General features: G+C 54.9%; 18 protein-coding genes. 4 read left to right on the top strand and 14 right to left on the bottom strand.

Annotated elements, in window-relative coordinates:
* Positions 1 to 129: 129 nt before the first annotated feature.
* From proY to phoB, 4 genes are all read right to left on the bottom strand, one after another.
* Positions 130 to 1,503: a proline-specific permease ProY gene (proY, locus tag F384_RS01670; protein WP_046476147.1), complete on the bottom strand. Its 1,374-nt coding sequence runs from the start codon at positions 1,501 to 1,503 to the stop codon at positions 130 to 132.
* Positions 1,504 to 1,582: 79 nt separating this feature from the next.
* On the bottom strand, positions 1,583 to 2,902 hold the full coding sequence (gene brnQ, locus F384_RS01665) for a branched-chain amino acid transporter carrier protein BrnQ (RefSeq protein WP_046476144.1): 1,320 nt from the start codon (positions 2,900 to 2,902) through the stop codon (positions 1,583 to 1,585).
* Between the two features lie 406 nt (positions 2,903 to 3,308).
* Positions 3,309 to 4,604, bottom strand: a complete 1,296-nt coding sequence (gene phoR / locus F384_RS01660) for a phosphate regulon sensor histidine kinase PhoR (RefSeq protein WP_046476142.1) — start codon at positions 4,602 to 4,604, stop codon at positions 3,309 to 3,311.
* Between the two features lie 41 nt (positions 4,605 to 4,645).
* Positions 4,646 to 5,335, bottom strand: a complete 690-nt coding sequence (gene phoB, locus F384_RS01655) for a phosphate response regulator transcription factor PhoB (RefSeq protein ID WP_042286011.1) — start codon at positions 5,333 to 5,335, stop codon at positions 4,646 to 4,648.
* A 196-nt stretch (positions 5,336 to 5,531) separates the two neighbouring features.
* Between phoB and sbcD the strand changes: the two genes are divergently transcribed.
* A complete protein-coding gene (gene sbcD, locus F384_RS01650; RefSeq protein ID WP_046476136.1) occupies positions 5,532 to 6,734 on the top strand; it encodes an exonuclease subunit SbcD in 1,203 nt (400 codons plus the stop codon).
* On the top strand, positions 6,731 to 9,874 hold the full coding sequence (gene sbcC, locus F384_RS01645; protein WP_046476133.1) for an exonuclease subunit SbcC: 3,144 nt from the start codon (positions 6,731 to 6,733) through the stop codon (positions 9,872 to 9,874). Before sbcD ends, sbcC begins: the two co-directional genes overlap by 4 nt.
* 63 nt (positions 9,875 to 9,937) lie before the next feature.
* Here sbcC and mak read toward each other — a convergent pair whose 3' ends face one another.
* Entirely contained in the window at positions 9,938 to 10,846 is a 909-nt protein-coding gene (gene mak / locus F384_RS01640; RefSeq protein WP_046476131.1) for a fructokinase, read from the bottom strand.
* 126 nt (positions 10,847 to 10,972) lie between these two features.
* Between mak and rdgC the strand changes: the two genes are divergently transcribed.
* Positions 10,973 to 11,884: a recombination-associated protein RdgC gene (gene rdgC, locus F384_RS01635; RefSeq protein WP_042324859.1), complete on the top strand. Its 912-nt coding sequence runs from the start codon at positions 10,973 to 10,975 to the stop codon at positions 11,882 to 11,884.
* Positions 11,885 to 11,920: 36 nt separating this feature from the next.
* Here rdgC and ppnP read toward each other — a convergent pair whose 3' ends face one another.
* The 5 genes from ppnP to F384_RS01610 form a co-directional block, all read right to left on the bottom strand.
* Positions 11,921 to 12,205, bottom strand: a complete 285-nt coding sequence (gene ppnP / locus F384_RS01630) for a pyrimidine/purine nucleoside phosphorylase (RefSeq protein WP_046476127.1) — start codon at positions 12,203 to 12,205, stop codon at positions 11,921 to 11,923.
* A 70-nt stretch (positions 12,206 to 12,275) separates the two neighbouring features.
* On the bottom strand, positions 12,276 to 12,953 hold the full coding sequence (locus tag F384_RS01625; RefSeq protein ID WP_046476124.1) for an AroM family protein: 678 nt from the start codon (positions 12,951 to 12,953) through the stop codon (positions 12,276 to 12,278).
* Between the two features lie 252 nt (positions 12,954 to 13,205).
* Complete coding sequence (gene yaiA / locus F384_RS01620) at positions 13,206 to 13,397, bottom strand: protein YaiA (protein ID WP_046476121.1); 192 nt, start codon at positions 13,395 to 13,397, stop codon at positions 13,206 to 13,208.
* 25 nt (positions 13,398 to 13,422) lie between these two features.
* Positions 13,423 to 13,968 (bottom strand): shikimate kinase AroL, encoded by a 546-nt coding sequence (aroL, locus tag F384_RS01615; protein ID WP_046476119.1) that lies wholly within the window; start codon positions 13,966 to 13,968, stop codon positions 13,423 to 13,425.
* 182 nt (positions 13,969 to 14,150) lie between these two features.
* Complete coding sequence (locus tag F384_RS01610) at positions 14,151 to 14,609, bottom strand: YaiI/YqxD family protein (protein WP_046476116.1); 459 nt, start codon at positions 14,607 to 14,609, stop codon at positions 14,151 to 14,153.
* A gap of 148 nt (positions 14,610 to 14,757) precedes the next feature.
* On the opposite strand from F384_RS01610, the gene proC reads away from it, so the two are divergent.
* Entirely contained in the window at positions 14,758 to 15,567 is an 810-nt protein-coding gene (gene proC, locus F384_RS01605) for a pyrroline-5-carboxylate reductase (RefSeq protein ID WP_046476113.1), read from the top strand.
* A gap of 15 nt (positions 15,568 to 15,582) precedes the next feature.
* Here the strand turns inward: proC and adrA are convergent, their stop codons facing one another.
* From adrA to iraP, 4 genes are all read right to left on the bottom strand, one after another.
* A complete protein-coding gene (gene adrA, locus F384_RS01600) occupies positions 15,583 to 16,683 on the bottom strand; it encodes a diguanylate cyclase AdrA (RefSeq protein ID WP_046476110.1) in 1,101 nt (366 codons plus the stop codon).
* 140 nt (positions 16,684 to 16,823) lie between these two features.
* The gene (psiF, locus tag F384_RS01595; RefSeq protein WP_046476107.1) at positions 16,824 to 17,144 is read right to left on the bottom strand and encodes a phosphate starvation-inducible protein PsiF; all 321 of its coding nucleotides are present in this window, start codon (positions 17,142 to 17,144) and stop codon (positions 16,824 to 16,826) included.
* A gap of 128 nt (positions 17,145 to 17,272) precedes the next feature.
* Complete coding sequence (gene phoA, locus F384_RS01590; protein ID WP_046476105.1) at positions 17,273 to 18,688, bottom strand: alkaline phosphatase; 1,416 nt, start codon at positions 18,686 to 18,688, stop codon at positions 17,273 to 17,275.
* A 98-nt stretch (positions 18,689 to 18,786) separates the two neighbouring features.
* On the bottom strand, positions 18,787 to 19,047 hold the full coding sequence (gene iraP, locus F384_RS01585) for an anti-adapter protein IraP (RefSeq protein ID WP_046476102.1): 261 nt from the start codon (positions 19,045 to 19,047) through the stop codon (positions 18,787 to 18,789).
* Positions 19,048 to 19,266: the final 219 nt, after the last annotated feature.

Raw genomic sequence — 19,266 nt, 5'->3', positions numbered from 1 at the left:
CCCTTTGATGAAAATGAGCTCACCTTGCCATAGCGATTTACAGGATAACTCATCATCTGAAGGTTTATTGGGGGAGGAGTTCGGGGGAGGAGAAATGGCCGGATGGCATTCACGCCACCCGGCACAACATTACTGCGCTTCGGCAACCTGACGGTCATGGCGGCGCTTGAACATCCAGCCAATCATCAGCAGAACAATCCAGCCGCAGCCAACGTACAGTGAAATGCGGGTGTCCGGGTGATAGCCAATCAGTCCGATGATAAAGACAAGGAAAATCAGGCCCACAATGGTCGTTGCCACGCCGCCCGGCACTTTAAACTTCAGCGCCTTCACCTCTTCCGGCGGCAGACGACGACGGAAAGCGATTTGCGACAGCAGGATCATAATCCACACCCATACCGTCGCGAAGGTCGCCAGCGACGCAATCACCAGGAAGACGTTTTCTGGCATGATGTAGTTCAGATACACCGCGGACAGCAGGGCAATCGTCATCACCATCACGGTGACCCATGGGATCCCCCGGCGCGAGGTTTTGGCGAACACTTTCGGCGCACTGCCCTGCTCCGCCATCCCGTGCAGCATACGACCGACGCCAAAGACGTCAGAGTTGATCGCCGACAGTGACGCGGTGAGCACCACAAAGTTGAGAATGCTGGCGGCAAAAGTAATACCAAGATGCTGGAAGGTCAGCACAAACGGGCTGCCGTCGGTTCCCACCTGGTTCCACGGATAGATAGACATAATGACGAACAGCGTCCCCACGTAGAACACCAGAATACGCATCGGCACCGAGTTAATGGCGCGCGGAATGGATTTCTCCGGGTCCTTCGCTTCCCCGGCGGTGATACCGATGATTTCAATTCCGCCGTAGGCGAACATCACCATCTGTAGCGACATCACCATCCCCAGCCAGCCATTGCTGAAGAAGCCGCCGTTACTCCACAGGTTATGGATCCCGGTCGGTTGCTCGCCGTTGCCAATCCCCCAGATGATAATGCCGAAGCCGGCCACAATCATGATGATGATGGTCGCGACTTTAAAGAAAGAGAACCAGAACTCCAGTTCGCCAAACACTTTCACGCTCATCAGGTTGATGGCGCAGATGATCAGCACCACGCTGAGCACCCAGATCCAGTGCGGCACCGTCGGAAACCAGACGCCCATATAGATGCCGAACGCGGTCACATCGGCAATGGCGACAATCAGGATTTCAAAACAGTAGGTCCAGCCGGTAATGTAACCGGCAAGTGGGCCGAGGTTTTCCTGCGCATAGCGCGAAAATGAGCTGGCGGACGGGTTGTGTACGGACATTTCCCCCAACGCGCGCATAATGATATAGGCTGCCACCCCGCCGATAATGTAGGCCAGCAGCACGCTCGGCCCGGCCATTTTGATGGCGTCCGCAGAGCCATAAAACAGCCCGGTGCCAATTGCTGAGCCCAGGGCCATAAAGCGAATGTGTCGGGTGCTTAGCCCACGCTTCAGCTTGTTATTACTTTCCATCGATTCCTAACCCATCAACACAATAAAAAAACCACGGGGCCAGTAATAGCCCCGTGGTTAAAACACTTTTTCCGCAATCTTAGTGTGCGCTGGAGGTCACCTGTCGACCCGCTGCGCGATCCCAGACAACCGCCAGGACCACCATCACGACGGTGGGCATTAACCACGCCAGACCTTGTTCCGCCAGCGGTAAACGCTGGGTCCAGGCCGGTAACACGTCGCCGATTGCCGATGCTTTAATACCATCAAGGATACCAAAAATCAGGCTGATAAACATTGCCGGTGCAATGACGCGGGTCGAATTATGCCACCATGAGCGGGTAAAACTTAACACAACGAGTGCGATACACGGGGGATAAATCGCCGTCAGCACCGGAATAGAGATCTGAATCAGATGGCTGAGCCCCAGGTTGGAAACCACCATCGAGAACCCGCCAAGAATGAACACCAGCGTACGGTAGGACAGCGGTACATACTGAGCGAAGAACTCCGCACAGGCACAGGTCAGGCCGACCGCCGTCACCAGACAGGCGATAAAGATCAACGCCGCCAGCAGCAGGCTACCCGCACCGCCAAAGGTATGCTGGACATACGCGTGCAGAATGGCTGCGCCGTTCGCCGACTGATCGACCAGCGTCGCGCTGTCTGATCCGAGGCGGAACAGCGCCAGATACAGCAGCGTTAATCCGACGCCCGCCATCAGGCCAGCCCATACGGTATAACGGGTCAACAGACGCGCTTCGGTTACGCCGCGAGAACGCGCGGCGTTAACAATAACGATACCAAAGACCATCGCGCCCAGCGTATCCATCGTCAGGTAACCATTAACGAAGCCATTGGAAAATGCCGCCGTCTGATAGGCTTCTATTGAACGGCTGATCGGGCCGGCAGGCCAGATGATCGCCGCAACGGAGAGCACAATCAACGCCAGAATCTTCAGCGGCGCCAGGAAGTTACCCACGGTATCCAGCAGTTTACCCGGATACAGCGACACCAGAATCACAATCGAAAAATAGACCACGCTGTAGATAAGTAACGGCAGAGTCGAGTCGCCGGTCAGCGGGGCGATCCCCACTTCAAAAGAGACCGTTGCGGTGCGCGGTGTCGCGAATAACGGCCCGACGGCCAGATAACAGACGGTCGCCAGCAGAACGCCAGCCACTTTACCGATAGGGGTACTCAGACTGTCAACACCACCACCGACTTTCGCCAGCGCGACCACGGTCAGCACCGGCAGCCCCACGGCCGTGATCAAAAAGCCGACAGCCGCCATCCAGACGTTTTCGCCAGCCTGCAAACCAACCATTGGAGGAAAGATGATGTTTCCTGCGCCGACGAACAGCGCAAAAGTCATAAAGCCCAGCGCAATAATATCGCGCGATTTTAACTGATGGGTCATAAAGCTTACGGCCTGTGGATGTGGTGTTGATTAAAGTAACTAATTGTCTTTCCCTGTGGGAAGAAACAGCGGTTTTTTTAAGCAATTCCAGCGGGATATGCTCCTTGGCCGGGACTGCGAAGAATAGTTTTTCGATTTACCGCCTGAATGCAGTCAGTCTGACAGCATCTGGGGCGCAATTTAAACGCTTATAACGTTTTAAAGCAAGGAGGGATCCAAAAACCGGAAGATTATATCGATATCAAATCAAAGGTTAGTTCAAAACACTATACTAAAGAAAAAGTCATGGCTTATCATTCGAACAAAAAACAACCAGACGTTAATAAATTCAGCAGACTTATCTTAGCCGCAAAGAAAATAAGCCAGCATTGGCTGGCTTATGGAAAGAAAACCTTACGATTGTACTTTAAGCACTTTTTTTGGCAATTAATCGTTCCGGTAGCACAAAACTAAAGCGCGTTCCTTTGCCCAGTTGACTGTCGATATTCAGGCGACTTTCGTGATGATTCACCGCATGTTTTACGATAGCCAGCCCCAGTCCACTGCCGCCCGTTTGCCGCGATCGCGCTTTATCCACGCGATAAAATCGCTCCGTTAACCGCGGGATATGTTCCGGCGCAATGCCCGGTCCGTTATCTTCCACGCTAAACTCCGCGCCGTGCGGCACCGCGTGCCAGCGGACGGTGATATGGGTTCCCGCTGGCGTATGATTCACCGCGTTATACACCAGGTTGGACATCGCACTGCGCAGTTGTTCTTCATTCCCCAGCACTTTTAACTGGTTATCCACCTCAAAGCTGAAGGTGTGCTTCTGCTGGCTAAGCGTCTGCGCCTCGCGTTCGACCATGCGCAGCATCATCGGCACATCGACCTGCTCATTGAGCAAAAGCGTGGGTGCGGCTTCAATTCTCGACAGCGTGAGCAACTGTTTTACCAGTCCTTCCATACGCGAGGTCTGATCACGCATCGTCAACAGCGCTTTCTCACGCGTTGCCCCTTCCAGCGTCTGCTCGTGCATCATCTCGAGATAGCCCTGCAACACCGTAAGCGGGGTGCGGAGTTCATGGCTCACATTGGCAAAGAAATTGCGTCTCGCGCCTTCAAGCTGGTGCATCTGGGTCATGTCGCGCGCCACCATCAGCAGTTGCTTATCGGTATACGGCATGACGCGGATTTCCAGGTGTCGACCGGTATTAAGCACCAGATTTAATGGTCGGCTGAAATCCCGCAGCTTAAGGTACTGCGTAAACTCCGGGTAGCGCAGCAGGTTCAGGATGTTCTGTCCGCTATCGTCCGGCCAGCGTAAACCCAGCACCTGTTGCGCCAGGCCGTTACACCAGAAAATCCCCCCGTCTTCGGTGGTCAACACCACCGCATCGGGCAGTGACTCTGCCCCGCTGCGAAAGCGTTTAATCAGATTGCCCAGTTCGCGACGGCGCTTTTTATTGCGCAGTTGCATCTGGTGCAAACCGTACAGCAGCGGTTCCCAACTGCCTCGTCCCGGCGGCGGCGTCATGCTTCTGTCGACCCACAGCCACCATGAGAGGCGTAATAAATTCCAGAAATGCCAGATCAGCAGTCCTGTTACCGATGCCAGTAAAAACCACGGCAGGTAACCAAAAAATGCACTTAGGATCAAGGCAGGGATGCAGCAAAGTATCAGCTCCAGCACCAGCCTTTTCCATGACAGCCGTTCCAGCACGGGTCACTCTCCCTTCAGAGCCAGGCTCTTATTCTTGTCTTTCAAAAACGGGTCGAAAAACGATACCCTGTCCCGCGAACCGTTTGTACCATCCGATCGTGGCCGCTGGTTTCCAGCGCTTTGCGCAGACGGCGAATGTGCACATCGACTGTACGATCCTCAACGTAGACGTTGGTGCCCCAGACATGGTTCAGCAACTGTTCGCGGCTGTATACCCGTTCGGGGTGGGTCATAAAGAAATGCAGGAGTTTAAATTCCGTTGGCCCCATATCGAGCGGGTTTTCGCCGGTCATCACGCGGTGCGATGTGGGATCCAGGCTCAGCCCCTGCATCTCAATGACTTCTTCCACCGCCATCGGTGAAATCCGCCGCATCACCGCTTTGATGCGGGCAACCAGTTCTTTCGGGGAGAACGGTTTGGTAATGTAGTCGTCTGCGCCAGTTTCCAGGCCGCGAACGCGATCCTCTTCTTCCCCTCTGGCGGTCAACATCATGACCGGAATATCCCGGGTCATCGCTTCACGCTTGAGGTGTTTAATAAACTGTAGACCAGAACCGCCGGGTAACATCCAGTCAAGAAGGATCAAATCCGGCCAGGGTTCATTAAGCTGGTTCACCGCACTGTCATAATCTTCAGCTTCAACGGGCTGAAAGCCATTTTGCTCAAGCACGAAACAGACCATTTCGCGAATTGGAGCTTCATCTTCTACGACCAGAATACGTCTCGCCATGATTTGCCCTGTTAGATAAGTTGCTTGTCATCATCTGTCTTAATGCGGCGCCATTATGCGTCAGTTTTATGACAGATTTATGAAAATACGCGCTGACGTTAACCTTAGGTTGTTGATTTATGACACCCGAGAAACGAGATATTACAGCCCACGAATGGTTATAATCCCCTTTATGCTTTTTTGCCATGGAACCGTTATGCGCATCCTTCACACCTCTGACTGGCATCTGGGACAAAATTTTTACAGCAAAAGCCGCGCCGCTGAACATCAGGCCTTTCTCGACTGGCTGCTGGAAACGGCGGTCGAACAGCAGGTGGATGCGATAGTCGTGGCAGGCGATATCTTCGATACCGGCTCGCCGCCAAGCTATGCCCGTGAGATCTACAACCGTTTTGTGGTCAATCTGCAGCAAACGGGCTGTCATCTGGTGGTATTAGCAGGAAACCATGACTCCGTCGCCACGCTGAATGAATCCCGCGAGATTCTGGCGTTTCTCAATACCACGGTTGTGGCCAGCGCTGGCCACGCGCCGCAAATCCTGAATCGTCGCGACGGTCAACCCGGCGCGGTGCTGTGTCCGGTGCCGTTTCTACGCCCGCGTGACATTATCAGCAGCCAGGCGGGACTGTCCGGTCAGGAAAAACAGCAGCATCTGCTGGGTGCCATCACCGACTATTACCAGCAGCAATACGAGGCTGCCTGCACGTTGCGCGGCGATCTCGCCCTGCCGATTATTGCCACCGGCCATTTGACCACCGTCGGCGCCAGCAAAAGTGACGCCGTTCGTGACATTTATATTGGCACGCTGGATGCTTTCCCGGCACAGAACTTCCCGCCCGCCGATTACATCGCGCTGGGCCACATCCACCGGGCGCAGAAGATTGGCGGCACAGAGCACATCCGCTATTGCGGCTCCCCCATCGCGCTGAGTTTTGACGAATGTGGCAAAAACAAATACGTGCATCGGGTGGACTTCCTGGACGGTAAGTTAGCCAGCGTCGAAGAACTCACCGTTCCGGTAACACAACCGCTGGCGGTGTTGAAAGGCGATCTCGCGGCGATTACCGAGCAACTGGAACAGTGGCGCGGTAGCGAGCAAAGCCCTCCGGTCTGGCTGGATATTGAAATCACCACCGATGAATACCTGCACGATATGCAGCGTAAAATTCAGGCGCTGACGGAAACGCTGCCCGTTGAGGTGCTGTTAGTCCGCCGCAGTCGGGAGCAGCGCGAGCGCATGTTGAGTAACGAACGCCGGGAAACGCTGAGCGAACTGAGCGTGGACGAGGTATTTTCGCGCCGCCTGGCGCTGGAAGCACTTGAGCCGCCGCAGTGCGAACGCCTGACATCACTTTTTCACCGCACGTTACAGACACTGTCCGGGGAGCATGAGGCATGAAAATTCTCAGTCTGCGCCTGAAAAACCTCAACTCACTGAAAGGGGAATGGAAGGTCGATTTCACTGCGGAGCCGTTTGCCAGCAACGGTCTGTTTGCCATTACCGGTCCCACCGGGGCTGGCAAAACCACCCTGCTCGATGCGATTTGCCTGGCGTTGTACCACGAGACGCCTCGCCTGAATACCGTGTCGCAGTCGCAAAACGATCTGATGACTCGTGATACGGCGGAATGTCTGGCGGAGGTGGAGTTTGAAGTCAAAGGCGAAGCTTATCGTGCGTTCTGGAGCCAGAACCGTGCGCGCAACCAGCCCGATGGCAATTTGCAGGTTCCGCGCGTTGAACTGGCACGCTGCGCCGACGGGAAAATTCTTGCCGACAAAGTGAAAGACAAACTGGAGATGACGGCGGAACTGACCGGGCTGGATTACGGTCGCTTTACCCGTTCGATGCTGCTCTCACAGGGGCAGTTCGCGGCGTTCCTCAACGCGAAGCCGAAGGAGCGTGCGGAACTGCTGGAAGAACTGACCGGCACGGAAATTTACGGGCAGATCTCCGCCCTGGTTTTTGAACAGCACAAAACCGCGCGCACCGAACTGGAGAAATTACAGGCGCAGGCCAGCGGCGTTGCGCTGTTAGCGCCAGAGGCGTTGCAGACGCTGACAGAAAGTTTGCAGGCGCTCACTGACGAAGAGAAACAGCGGGTCGCCCAACAGCAGACCGGACAACAGCAGTTGAACTGGCTGACGCGACAACGCGAACTGCAGGCCGATGCGAACCAGCGTCAGCAGGCGCAGCGGGTTGCGCAGGAGGCGCTGGAAAACGCCCAGCCACAGCTGGCGACGCTCAGTCTGGCGCAGCCTGCCAGAGCGTTACGCCCACTGTGGGAGCGCATTCAGGAGCAAACGGCTACCGTCACCCGCACCCGTCAGCAGATAAGCGAAGTAAATGCTCGCTTACAAAGCAAACTCACGCTGCGAGAGCGCATACGCCGCCAGGCTGAGCGGCAGTCCACCGCCCTGCTTGCCACACAACAGACGCTGAACGAGTGGCTAACCGCGCACGATCGCTTTCGTTTATGGAGCAACGAGTTAGGAGGATGGCGTGCCCTTTTTGCTCAGCAGGCCAGTGATAAGATTCAACTGGCAAAATGGCAACAACAGCAGATAAACGATAGTCGCAAGCTGGAAGCGCTGCCGACGGTGACGCTCAATCTGACGGTGGATGAGGTTGCGACGGCGCTGGCGCAGCACGCGCAGCAGCGTCCCCTGCGCCAGCAACTGCTCTCGCTCCACGGTCAGCTCGTTCCCCGACTGGCGCGTCTGAATCAACTGCAGGCAGCGATTGCGCATAACAAGCAGGAACTGGCCCGGCGGAATACCCTGCTGGAGGCAAAGCGTCAGCAGTATAAAGATAAATATCAGCAGTATCAGGATGTTAAAACCCTTTGCGAGCAGGAAGCGCGGATCAAAGATCTGGAAAGCCAGCGTGCGCTGTTGCAGTCCGGTCAGCCCTGTCCGCTTTGCGGTTCAACCACCCATCCCGCTGTCTCCGCCTATCAGGCGCTTGAGCCCGGCGTTAATCAGGCGCGACGCGATGCGCTGGAAAAAGAGGTTAAAGCGCTGGCTGACGAAGGTGCCGCCCTGCGTGGACAGTCAGAGGCGCTAAACCAGCAACTACAGCGTGACGAAAGCGAAGCGCAGACGCTCGCTAAAGAGGAGCAGGCGCTCACTCAACAGTGGCAAACTGCGATCGGCGCACTGAACATCACGTTACAACCGCAGGATGATATTCAGCCCTGGCTGACGGCACAGGACGAGCACGAACAGCAACTCTATCAGCTCAGCCAGCGTCATGATCTACAGGTACAAATCACCGCCCATGCGCAACAGGCGGCGCAGTTCCGCCAGCAAATCGACCAGCGGCAGGCAACGCTGTCAGCGCAGTTAAGCCACTATACGTTGTCACTTCCTGAGGAGGGCAGCGAGGAAGCGTGGTTAAACGCGCGCGCGGCAGATGCGCAAGCGTGGCAACAGCGGCAGACGGAGTTGGCGGCGTTGCAGACGCGCATCGCGCAACTCACCCCGCTGCTCGAGACGCTGCCTGCAGCCACGACTGACGCCGAGGATGATGAGAGCGTGACGCTGGAAAACTGGCGTCAGATTCATGATGAGTGTCTGTCGCTGCACAGTCAGTTGCAGACGTTACAACAGCAGGAGCAGCAGGAGACTCAGCGCGCCGCCGATGCACAGGCGCAGTTCGATACCGCGCTTCAGCACAGCCTGTTTGCCGATCGGGCGGCATTTCTTGCCGCATTGCTGGATGACGAGGCGGTCACGCGCCTGGAACAGCTTAAGCAGTCGCTGGAAAATCAACTTCAGCAGGCGCAGACGCTTGCCGCACAGTCAGCCCAGGCGCTGGCGGCGCATCAGCAACAGCCGCCAGCGGGACTGGATCTCACGCAGTCAGTTGAACACCTTCAGCAAGCCGTGGCGCAGCTTAACGAACGGGTGCGCGACAATGCCACGCGTCAGGGCGAAATACGCCAACAGCTAAAACAGGATAGTGATAATCGCCAACAGCAACAGGCGTTGATGCAAAAAATCGACAGCGCGATGCAACAGGTTGAGGACTGGGGCTATCTGAATGCGCTGATCGGCTCTAAAGAGGGCGATAAATTCCGCAAATTCGCCCAGGGGCTGACCCTGGATAACCTGGTGTGGCTGGCGAACAACCAGTTAACCCGCCTGCATGGGCGCTATCTGTTGCAGCGCAAAGCCAGCGAAGCGCTGGAACTGGAGGTGGTCGACACCTGGCAGGCCGACGCCGTGCGCGATACCCGCACCCTTTCCGGTGGCGAGAGCTTTCTGGTCAGCCTCGCGCTGGCGCTGGCGCTCTCCGATCTGGTCAGTCACAAAACGCGCATTGACTCGCTGTTCCTTGACGAAGGCTTCGGCACGCTCGACAGTGAAACGCTGGATACCGCACTCGATGCGCTGGATGCGCTCAACGCCAGCGGGAAAACCATTGGTGTGATTAGCCATGTGGAAGCGATGAAAGAGCGGATCCCGGTGCAGATCAAGGTGAAGAAAATCAACGGGCTGGGCTACAGCAAACTCGACAGGATGTTTGCCGTGGAATAGTGGGTGATGTAGGTATCGCAGGCCGGATAAGACGCACTGGCGTCGTCTTCCGGCCTCTCCGCATTATGCCTGTGGCCACAGCCACGCGGCGCCGCGCACGCCGCTGGAGTCACCGTGCAGGGCTTTGCGCACCGGCGTTTCGCACTCCCCGCCGAACACAAACTGTTTAATCAGCGGCGGAACCGTTTGGTACAGGCGATCAATATTGCTCATCCCGCCGCCGAGAACGAAAACATCCGGGTCGAGAATATTCACCACATGGGCCAGCGATTTCGCCAGCCGCCGTTCATAGCGGCTGAGCGCCAGTTCGGCCAGCACATCTTGCTCCTCCGCCAGGCGGATAATTTCACTGCCTTTAAGCGGATTGCCGCTCAGGCGATGGTAATCGGTAGCGAACCCGGTGCCGGAAATAAACGTCTCAATGCATCCCTGTTTTCCACAGTAACAGGGGACTTCTTCACGGTAGCGAAGCTCATCCTCATCCATCCACGGCAAAGGATTGTGCCCCCACTCGCCCGCCGTACCGTTGCCGCCGATGTGCGCCCGACCGTTGAGCGCCACGCCCGCGCCGCAACCGGTACCAATGATCACCGCAAACACTGTCTGCGCCCCGGCGGCGGCGCCATCAACCGCCTCAGAAACCGCCAGACAGTTCGCGTCATTCGCCAGACGCACCTCACGTTGCAGACGCGCGCTGAGATCTTTATCAAACGGCTGACCGTTCAGCCACGTGGAGTTGGCATTCTTCACCACACCGGTATAGGGCGAAATAGAACCGGGGATGCCCATCCCCACCGTGCCCGTTTGCCCGGTGGCCTTTTCCGCCATCGCCACCAGCGTGGCAATGGTTTCGATGGTTTGCTGATAGTCGTTTCGCGGCGTCGGCAGACGATGGCGGAACAGTTGCTCCCCTGCCTCACTGAGCGCAATCACTTCCGTTTTAGTGCCGCCTAAATCAATACCAATACGCACACGGCGTTCCTCATTTTGTAGGGAATATCAACAGAGTAGAGCGGGGCATTGGGAATGGCAATGCAAGCCCGCCGACAATTCGTTACTATACGCGCTGAATTTAACGACAAGGCCGTGGAAATTATCATGCTGTGGTTCAAAAATTTAATGGTTTACCGTCTTAGCCGCGATATTTCATTGCGTGCCGAGGAGATGGAAAAACAGCTAGCCTCGATGACGTTTACCCCTTGCGGTAGCCAGGATATGGCAAAAACGGGCTGGGTGCCGCCAATGGGATCGCACAGCGATGCGTTGACGCATACCAATAACGGCCAGATTTTGATTTGCGCGCGTAAAGAAGAGAAGATCCTGCCCTCTCCGGTGATCAAACAGGCGCTGGAAGCGAAGATCGCCAAACTGGAAGCCGAGCAGGCGCGCAAACTGAAGAAAACCGAGAAAGACTCGCTGAAAGATGAAGTGCTGCATTCGTTGCTGCCGCGTGCCTTTAGCCGCTTTAGTCAGACCATGATGTGGATCGACACCGTGAACGGGTTGATCATGGTGGACTGCGCAAGCGCGAAAAAAGCGGAAGATACGCTGGCGCTGCTGCGTAAAAGCCTCGGTTCTCTGCCAGTGGTTCCGCTGGCACTGGAAAACCCGATTGAGCTAACGCTCACCGAATGGGTGCGTTCCGGCACCGTGGCTCAGGGCTTCCAGTTACTCGACGAAGCCGAACTGAAAGCGATGCTGGAAGACGGCGGCGTGATCCGGGCGAAAAAACAGGATCTGGTGAGCGACGAAATAGCCGTCCACATTGAAGCCGGAAAAGTGGTGACCAAGCTGGCGCTCGACTGGCAGCAACGTATTCAGTTTATGATCTGCGATGACGGTTCAATCAAGCGTCTGAAATTCAGCGACGAACTGCGCGATCAAAACGAAGATATCGATCGGGAAGATTTCGCCCAGCGTTTTGACGCGGACTTTATCCTGATGACCGGCGAACTGGCTGCGTTGATTCAGAATCTGGTGGAAGGGTTAGGCGGCGAAGCGCAGCGCTAAACGACGATTCCCTCTCCATGCGGAGAGGGAATATCATTACAAATAGCGGCAAAGATAAGAGGTCGGTTCAGCGACCTGTAAATGAAACTCGCTATGACCCGGGACGTTGAACACCTCTCCTGCGGCATACACCTTCCATTCGGTAGCATCCGGCAGTAACACATTTAACGCGCCGCTCACCACCGTCATCTCTTCAGGCTCTGCGGTGCCGAAGGTGTATTCCCCTTCCAGCATCACGCCCACACTGGCACGGCCAGTACTGCTGCTGGTAAAGCCGATCGATTTCACTTTGCCGGAAAAGTATTCGTTACTTTGAAGCATAAACGGGCCCTGTCTCGTTGGTAAATTGACAACCAATATAGGGGGCAGCCCTTTGGCCTGTCACGTAAAATTAAACCAGCAGTTCTGAAGCCAGTCGCGCGATCAGCACATTAGAGAGCAGCACCGGAACATCCAGCGATTTTTGCAGGACATCGCGGTGATGCTGATGAAAACCAAGGGAATCCAGCATAATGACATCCGCCCCTTGTTCCAGCAGATCTTTACCGGCTTCGATCAACTGCTGTGTGCTGCCGTGGACGGGATTCGCCAGCGAAAACAGCGGCGGCGACTGTAAAACCTGCCATTTCTCCGCCTGATCGGCCATCAGATCTTCAACCGGTACAATCACCCCCACCTGATGTCCATCAACAATCGAGGCCACCAGCGGCGGAATAATGCGTAGTGGCTCAAGCAGAATGCTGTTACGGGCGGTCATACTGGCAATCGACACGGTGCTCATCAGTAAAATAACGTCATAGCCCTGGTTATCCAGCACTTCGATGACGCTTTGCAGATCGCGCTCGACTTTCTGCCGTGAAACGTAAGCCAGTTCATTATCGTTAAGTAGAGTTAACAGGGAGTCTTCGCCGGATTCCAGCGCGTAATCCGCCAGAACATCATCGCGACTCATTTTTCCCAGCAGACTGTGATGGGTGATATGTTGTTCGTCGATGTACTCAGTCAGAAGCGGTAAGACTTCACTCATGGGTACAACGCCGATGGTGAGGATAGCCAACGACGCACTCATTTTTTCCACCTTCTTTTTTACTTCGTCGTTTATTCCCGGGCAAATGTGCTGCACCACTGCCGACACTTACCTTTGCAAATGCAAAAAAGCGTAGCAGGCGCAGAACAAATCGCTGTGTAAAGATTCCAGATAACTCCAGTAATAGGTTGTTATTGTTTGATGTTAGTTTTCAGGTATAACGGGCCATCATTAAAAAATGTGATGCAGGTAGGGTTTGCACTCACTCAGATTCCATTCCGAGCCGTTCAGTCATCAGGTTTTATCGGGATCTTCGTAACGGGCTTTCGCATCCCTCGCTTCCTGTGCGCTGGGATGCTCGCTGATTAACGAATCCGGTTTCGGGTGATCGGCGCGCAACTGATACCAGGTGACCGTCTGTCCCGGCGTCCCTTTCTCAATGGTGACAATATACGCTTTACGTGGATAAGGCGGTTTGGTTGGCATAGTCCTTCCTTCTGTCGAATGAAGTTTAAGTATAGACCCCGCCTTGTCTGCGCAGCACGCTCTGCGCCAGCCTGCGCTGAATTTCAGAAATCACCTGGCTGGGTGATTTCGCTGCATCAATGATGAAATGGGCCGCCTCGCGATACAACACGTCCCGCTGTTGCAGCACCTCTTGCACCTCTTCGCTCAGGGGTTTACCGGTCAGCGTGGGACGTAACTCCTCTTCAGGCGAAGCCTCAAGACGATTAACCAGCGTCGGGACCGGCGCGCTTAAATAAATGACGATACCGTTATCACGCATAAAATGGCGATTATAGTCAGTGAGAATGATTCCCCCACCGGTCGCGACGACCGTCGACGGCGCGGTCACCGCCTCCAGTGCGGCCGTTTCTCTGGCGCGAAATCCCGGCCAACCTTCACGCTCGACGATTTCCGCCACGGTCATTTGTACCTGCGACTGCAGCCATTGATCGGTATCCACAAACCGACAGCCAATTGCCGTAGCCAGCGCCATGCCAACCGTTGTTTTTCCACAGCCGCGTGGGCCAACAAGATAAAGCGGTTGCGTCATAGTGGGCGTTCCCCAGAAAGCCGCAAAGCTGCGGGATCAGATGTCATTAAAGGAATAATCATACCATCAAACTAGTACAGCGTTAAGTGTAAAGAATTAATTCCACTAAAAGTAGAAACATCAATGCATGCCCTACTATATCAAGAAATAGCGCTGAGGAAAGTGTAAAAAATAAATTACATTCACGCTTTTCTGCGTTGAACTTCCAGCCACCACTTTTCCAGCTCCGCCGCAAAATGCTGACGATCGCGCGCAGAGAGGCTATCCGGGCCGCCCGTCTGGATCCCGCTGGCGCGCAACGTATCCATAAAATCACGCATCGTCAAACGTTCACGAATGGTCGACTCGGTGTAGCGTTCACCACGCGGATTGAGCGCCGACGCGCCTTTCGCCAGCACCTCAGCGGCCAGAGGGATATCGGCAGTGATGACCAGATCGCCTGCTGTACACTGCCGCACAATCTCGTTGTCCGCCACGTCAAAACCCGCAGGAACGCGCAGCGTACGGATATACGGTGACGGCGGCACTCGCAGGCTCTGGTTCGCCACCAGAATCAACGATATTTGCATACGTCCGGCGGCACGATAGAGGATCTCTTTTATTACGTTCGGACACGCATCCGCATCCACCCATATGGTCATATTGTCTCCCTTCTCATGTGCAATCGGCTATTGTCTCGTGCTTTTGCGCTGCGGCAAAGTGCTGTTTATCCTTCATGCCTCTTTCAATCCGCGCTAAGCTAGGCTTTATCAAACAAAACAACAACTATCACCCATAGGGAGTGACGAGATGGAGAAGAAAATCGGTTTTATCGGCTGCGGCAATATGGGGAAAGCGATCCTCGGCGGCCTGATTGCCAGCGGTCAGGTGCTTCCTGGCCAGATCTGGGTCTACACCCCTTCCCCCGATAAAGTCGCCGCGCTGCACGATCAGTACGGTATCAACGCCGCGCAGTCCGCCCAGGAAGTCGCCCAGGTGGCGGATATAGTGTTCGGCGCCGTGAAGCCGGGCATCATGATCAAAGTACTCAGCGAGGTCACCTCCAGTCTCAATAAAGAGTCGCTAGTGGTCTCTATCGCGGCAGGCGTAACCCTCGATCAACTCGCCCGCGCGCTGGGGCACGACCGGAAAATCGTACGTGCGATGCCGAACACGCCGTCTCTGGTTAATGCCGGGATGACCTCGGTAACGCCAAACGCGCTGGTTACCCCGGAAGATACCGCTGACGTGCTGAATATTTTCCGCTGTTTTGGCGAAGCCGAAGTGATTGCCGAGTCGATGATTCACCCGGTGGTTGGCGTCAGCGGCTCCGCCCCGGCATATGTCTTTATGTTTATTGAAGCAATGGCAGATGCCGCGGTGCTGGGCGGTATGCCGCGCGCGCAGGCTTACAAATTTGCCGCTCAGGCGGTCATGGGTTCTGCAAAAATGGTGCTGGAAACGGGCGAGCATCCTGGCGTACTGAAAGATATGGTTTGTTCGCCTGGCGGCACGACGATTGAAGCAGTCCGCGTACTGGAAGCGAGAGGATTTCGCGCGGCGGTGATTGAAGCGATGGCGAAGTGTATGGAGAAGTCAGAGAACCTCAGTAAATCCTGAGTGAACAACCGGACGTCAGGCCGCCACTTCGGTGCGGTTACGTCCGGCATTCTTTGCTTTGTAGAGCGCCAGATCGGCTGATTTCAGCCATTCGCGGTAGTGACCAAACTGCGGGGTTAACGGTGCAACGCCGACGCTGATATGCAAAATAACCTGCGGCGCGCAGGCCAGGCGTAACCCGTGTAACCCCTCATGAACCCGCGACATCGCTGCTATGGCGCTTTCCGCTGGCGTACCGCACATAATCACCGCAAATTCATCACCGCCAAAACGCCCGATCAGATCGCTCCCGCGCAGGGTCATTCTCAACTGCCGGGTTAGCGCCAGAATGGCTTCATCGCCAACGTCATGTCCCCAGGTATCATTAATACTCTTAAAGTGGTCGATATCGATGATGAGCAGCGTGGCATCCCGATGCTGGCGACGACAATGCTCAAATTCATTGCGCAGTAATATTTCCCAGTGCCGCCGGTTGTAAACCCCCGTCATGCCATCACACGTGCTCATCACCTGCAACCGGCGCTTGTGCTGCGCCAGTTTTGTCGCGGCCTGATAGCTGACCCAGGAGAATAACAGCGGGTAAATCACGATGACCGGCAGCGTCAGCGCCCCTTCCAGTGGCGCGCTTCTTAAGGCCAGAGAGACGCCCGTCAGTTGCAGCGTGACCAGACAAGCGACCACCATCAGGGCCAGCCCGGCAATAAACAGTCGCATACCGCCTGCGCCCATCAGATTCATACAGATGATCATCAACAGCGCGGTGGAGGGGAGCGCATTGGCGCCCATCAGGCCGACCCACATTCCGGCGAGGACCGCATCCGTTTTTAAATTGGCGAATTCCCGACTCAATGGATCGACGGCTCTGCTGGCGATTTGCCAGGCCAGGTGCGGCCAGACGAACGCCCATCCCACCAGCAACAACCACCAGACACCGGATACGGGGCTCGCAACCAGCGCCGCGGCGACAGGGAAAAACATCCCTCCCAGCGCCACTGCGCGCGGCACTCTCACCCGCCGGGCGAATCGCAGTCCAGAGCGTTGATGGTCATTTTGCTGCGATGAAAGAGACTCTTCATCGAGGTTGACCGCTTTTTTGTAAAAGTTTTCGTCATTCATTATTTTTTGGGAACATTCTGAAACAATTTTCCCAAATTATAGAGACGGGTCTGGCGGGGAAAGTATGAAATTTCGGGTGAGCGTTTTTCTTTGCTCACCCGTTAGCACTATATCGGCACTATATAGGCACTACGTCGGCGCTACGCCGCTTTCTTCAGGCAGGCACTCATAAACTTACTGCGATCGTCACCTTTCAGCGATTGTTCCGTCGCCTGGACGTTGCACTCGCGCATTTTTTGCTGTTGCGGCGTCAGACTTTTTTCTCCGGGCGCGGACTGACTGTTTTTAAGGCAATCGCTCATGTACGTCTTACGGGCATCGCCCTTCAACGTCTTCGCGGTCGCCTGTTGATTACAGGTGGTCATGCGCTGCTGCTGCGGCGTTAAAGTTTTCTCTGCCGCACCAACGGTCGTTAGAAAGATCAAACCAAACAATAGGGTAACCAGTAATGTTATTTTCATAGCACCATCCTTTTTTGAGCATTCACTCGACTATCTCCCGCGGGTAAACGCGGGGATATGCAGATAAGTCTGGCTGCTAATGATAAAAAAACCACCCGACAGCAAACGTTATCCTGCCGGGGGCTGGATTATTTCAGGCCTAACGCCGCTTTCATGGTATAGAACAGGTCGGTTTGATCGGTCAGCCCGACCACGTTGGCTGCATGAGGACCGTAGGCCGCGATGCGCAACTGGCTGCCCGTATGCTCCTGAGACTCTTCTTCAGAGTTGCCGTAGCTAATCACCATCACGGCGCCATCTTTCGTGTTCAACGCCTGGGTCAGACCCGGCGCTTTTGTCTCCGGCGCAACGATCTGGCTGGCGTGGGCGTGATCGGCGGTGACGATCACCAGCGTGTTACCCTCTTTCTTTGCAAAGGCCAGCGCGCGCTGTACGGCTTCGTCCAGATCCACCGTCTCGCCAATCTGTCCGCAAGGGTTCGCCGCGTGATCCTGTTTATCGATAGAAGCCCCTTCCACCTGCAGGAAGAATCCCTTCTCATTTTTGCTGAGCAGCTCAATGGCTTTGTCAGTCATTTGCGCCAGCGTCGGGACGGTCTCGTCGCGTTTTGGATTCGGTGTACAGGTCACGACTGGCTTATCAATATTGCCGTGATAAGACGCTTTGGGGCCTTCCCAGCGCACAGGCATGTTGCCGTCAGAGAACAGTCCCAGCAGCGGTTTGTCCTGACTGGCTTCGCCGATTACCGCCAGTGAGGCCGCGTCGCCGACCAGTTGGTAGCCCCGGGCTTCGGCCTGTTCACGCAGCGTTTTGCCCTGCCATTCGCCCGCTGTCGCGGTTTCGGCGAATGTTTTCGCGCCGCCGCCCAGCGTCACATCCGCACGGGCATTCAGCAGTTGTTCGGTTATTGAGCCTTTGCCGCCTTTTTCCAGCGCATTCGTCGGGCATTTCTCGCTCGTTACGCTCGGGCCATAGCATTTACGTGACGTGACGTGCGCCACCAGCGCGGCAGGCGTAGCATCCTGTAGCTCTGCGGTCGAGACGTTGCCCGTCGCCAGCCCCGCCGCTTTTGCCATTTCCAGCAGCGTCGTGTGATCTTTTTCGTGAATATCGACGCCCAGCGCGCCGTTATAGGTTTTCACACCGGTTGTCCATGCGGTTGCCGACGCAGCGGAGTCTGTCACGTAATCTGGCTTACCGGTTTTTTTATCCAGCGCATAGTGCGTGTATTGGCCGGTCAGCGGTAAGGCATCAATCCCTTTAAAATAACCACCCGCGCCTTCAGCATAATTTCGCGCAGCGGTAATTTCTGAATCGCCCATACCATCGCCAATCAATAAAATAATATTTTTTGCGGGTTTATCATTCAGTGATTCGCGCAATGCTTGTGTTTGATCGGCCGATAAACGGCGTGCTCCGCCTGGCGTTGTAATATCCCCTTGCGCGGCACGGTTGTCCAGAACCGACATGGATGATGTTTCAGAATGACTAACAGGGATATACAGCAGCGGTAACAATGCAAGAGCGATAGCGCTTTGTTTCACTTTATTTTCTCCATGTACTTAATACACTTAAAATAAAAACAAAGCGACTATAGGTCTATGACATGACAGGTTTATGACAGCGTAGAAACTGAATATCACTAGTAACGAGGATGCCTCAATAACTTATGTACATACTGGCGCAGCAACTCCGTATCGTTATCCGGAACGCTGGCATCGGGCTTTACGCCGTCAAGTGCGCCCTCAACCTGATGAATCAACAGCTGCTGCTCGCTCTGAGCCATATTGCGCAGCATCGCTGTAACGATAATCTCTAATGCTTCTACCTGAGCAACCAGTTCTTTTGACTCTTCCTCTTTCTGGGCAAGCTTAAGCAACAACTCAGCTATTAGATTTTTCATGACCGCATTTCCTTATCCAAAGAAGGCTGACGGTATCATTATGAATCCATGCTGCCTAGAGTCTGAAAGTAGTATTTTTATAAGAAAGGAAAGACTTTGCGTAAATAATCACAGAATACGGTGAGCGAAACGTTTCTCGCAGAAAAACAAAAACCAGAATTAAAAGTCATGAATAAAATAGTCACCCCCGGCCATAAGTTAAAGTTATGATAAAAAAAC

The organism is Citrobacter amalonaticus Y19 (assembly GCF_000981805.1).
GTDB lineage: Bacteria > Pseudomonadota > Gammaproteobacteria > Enterobacterales > Enterobacteriaceae > Citrobacter_A > Citrobacter_A amalonaticus_C.
The sequence above is the reverse complement of the archived record's forward strand: the minus strand, read 5'-3'. Positions and strand labels throughout refer to the sequence as shown.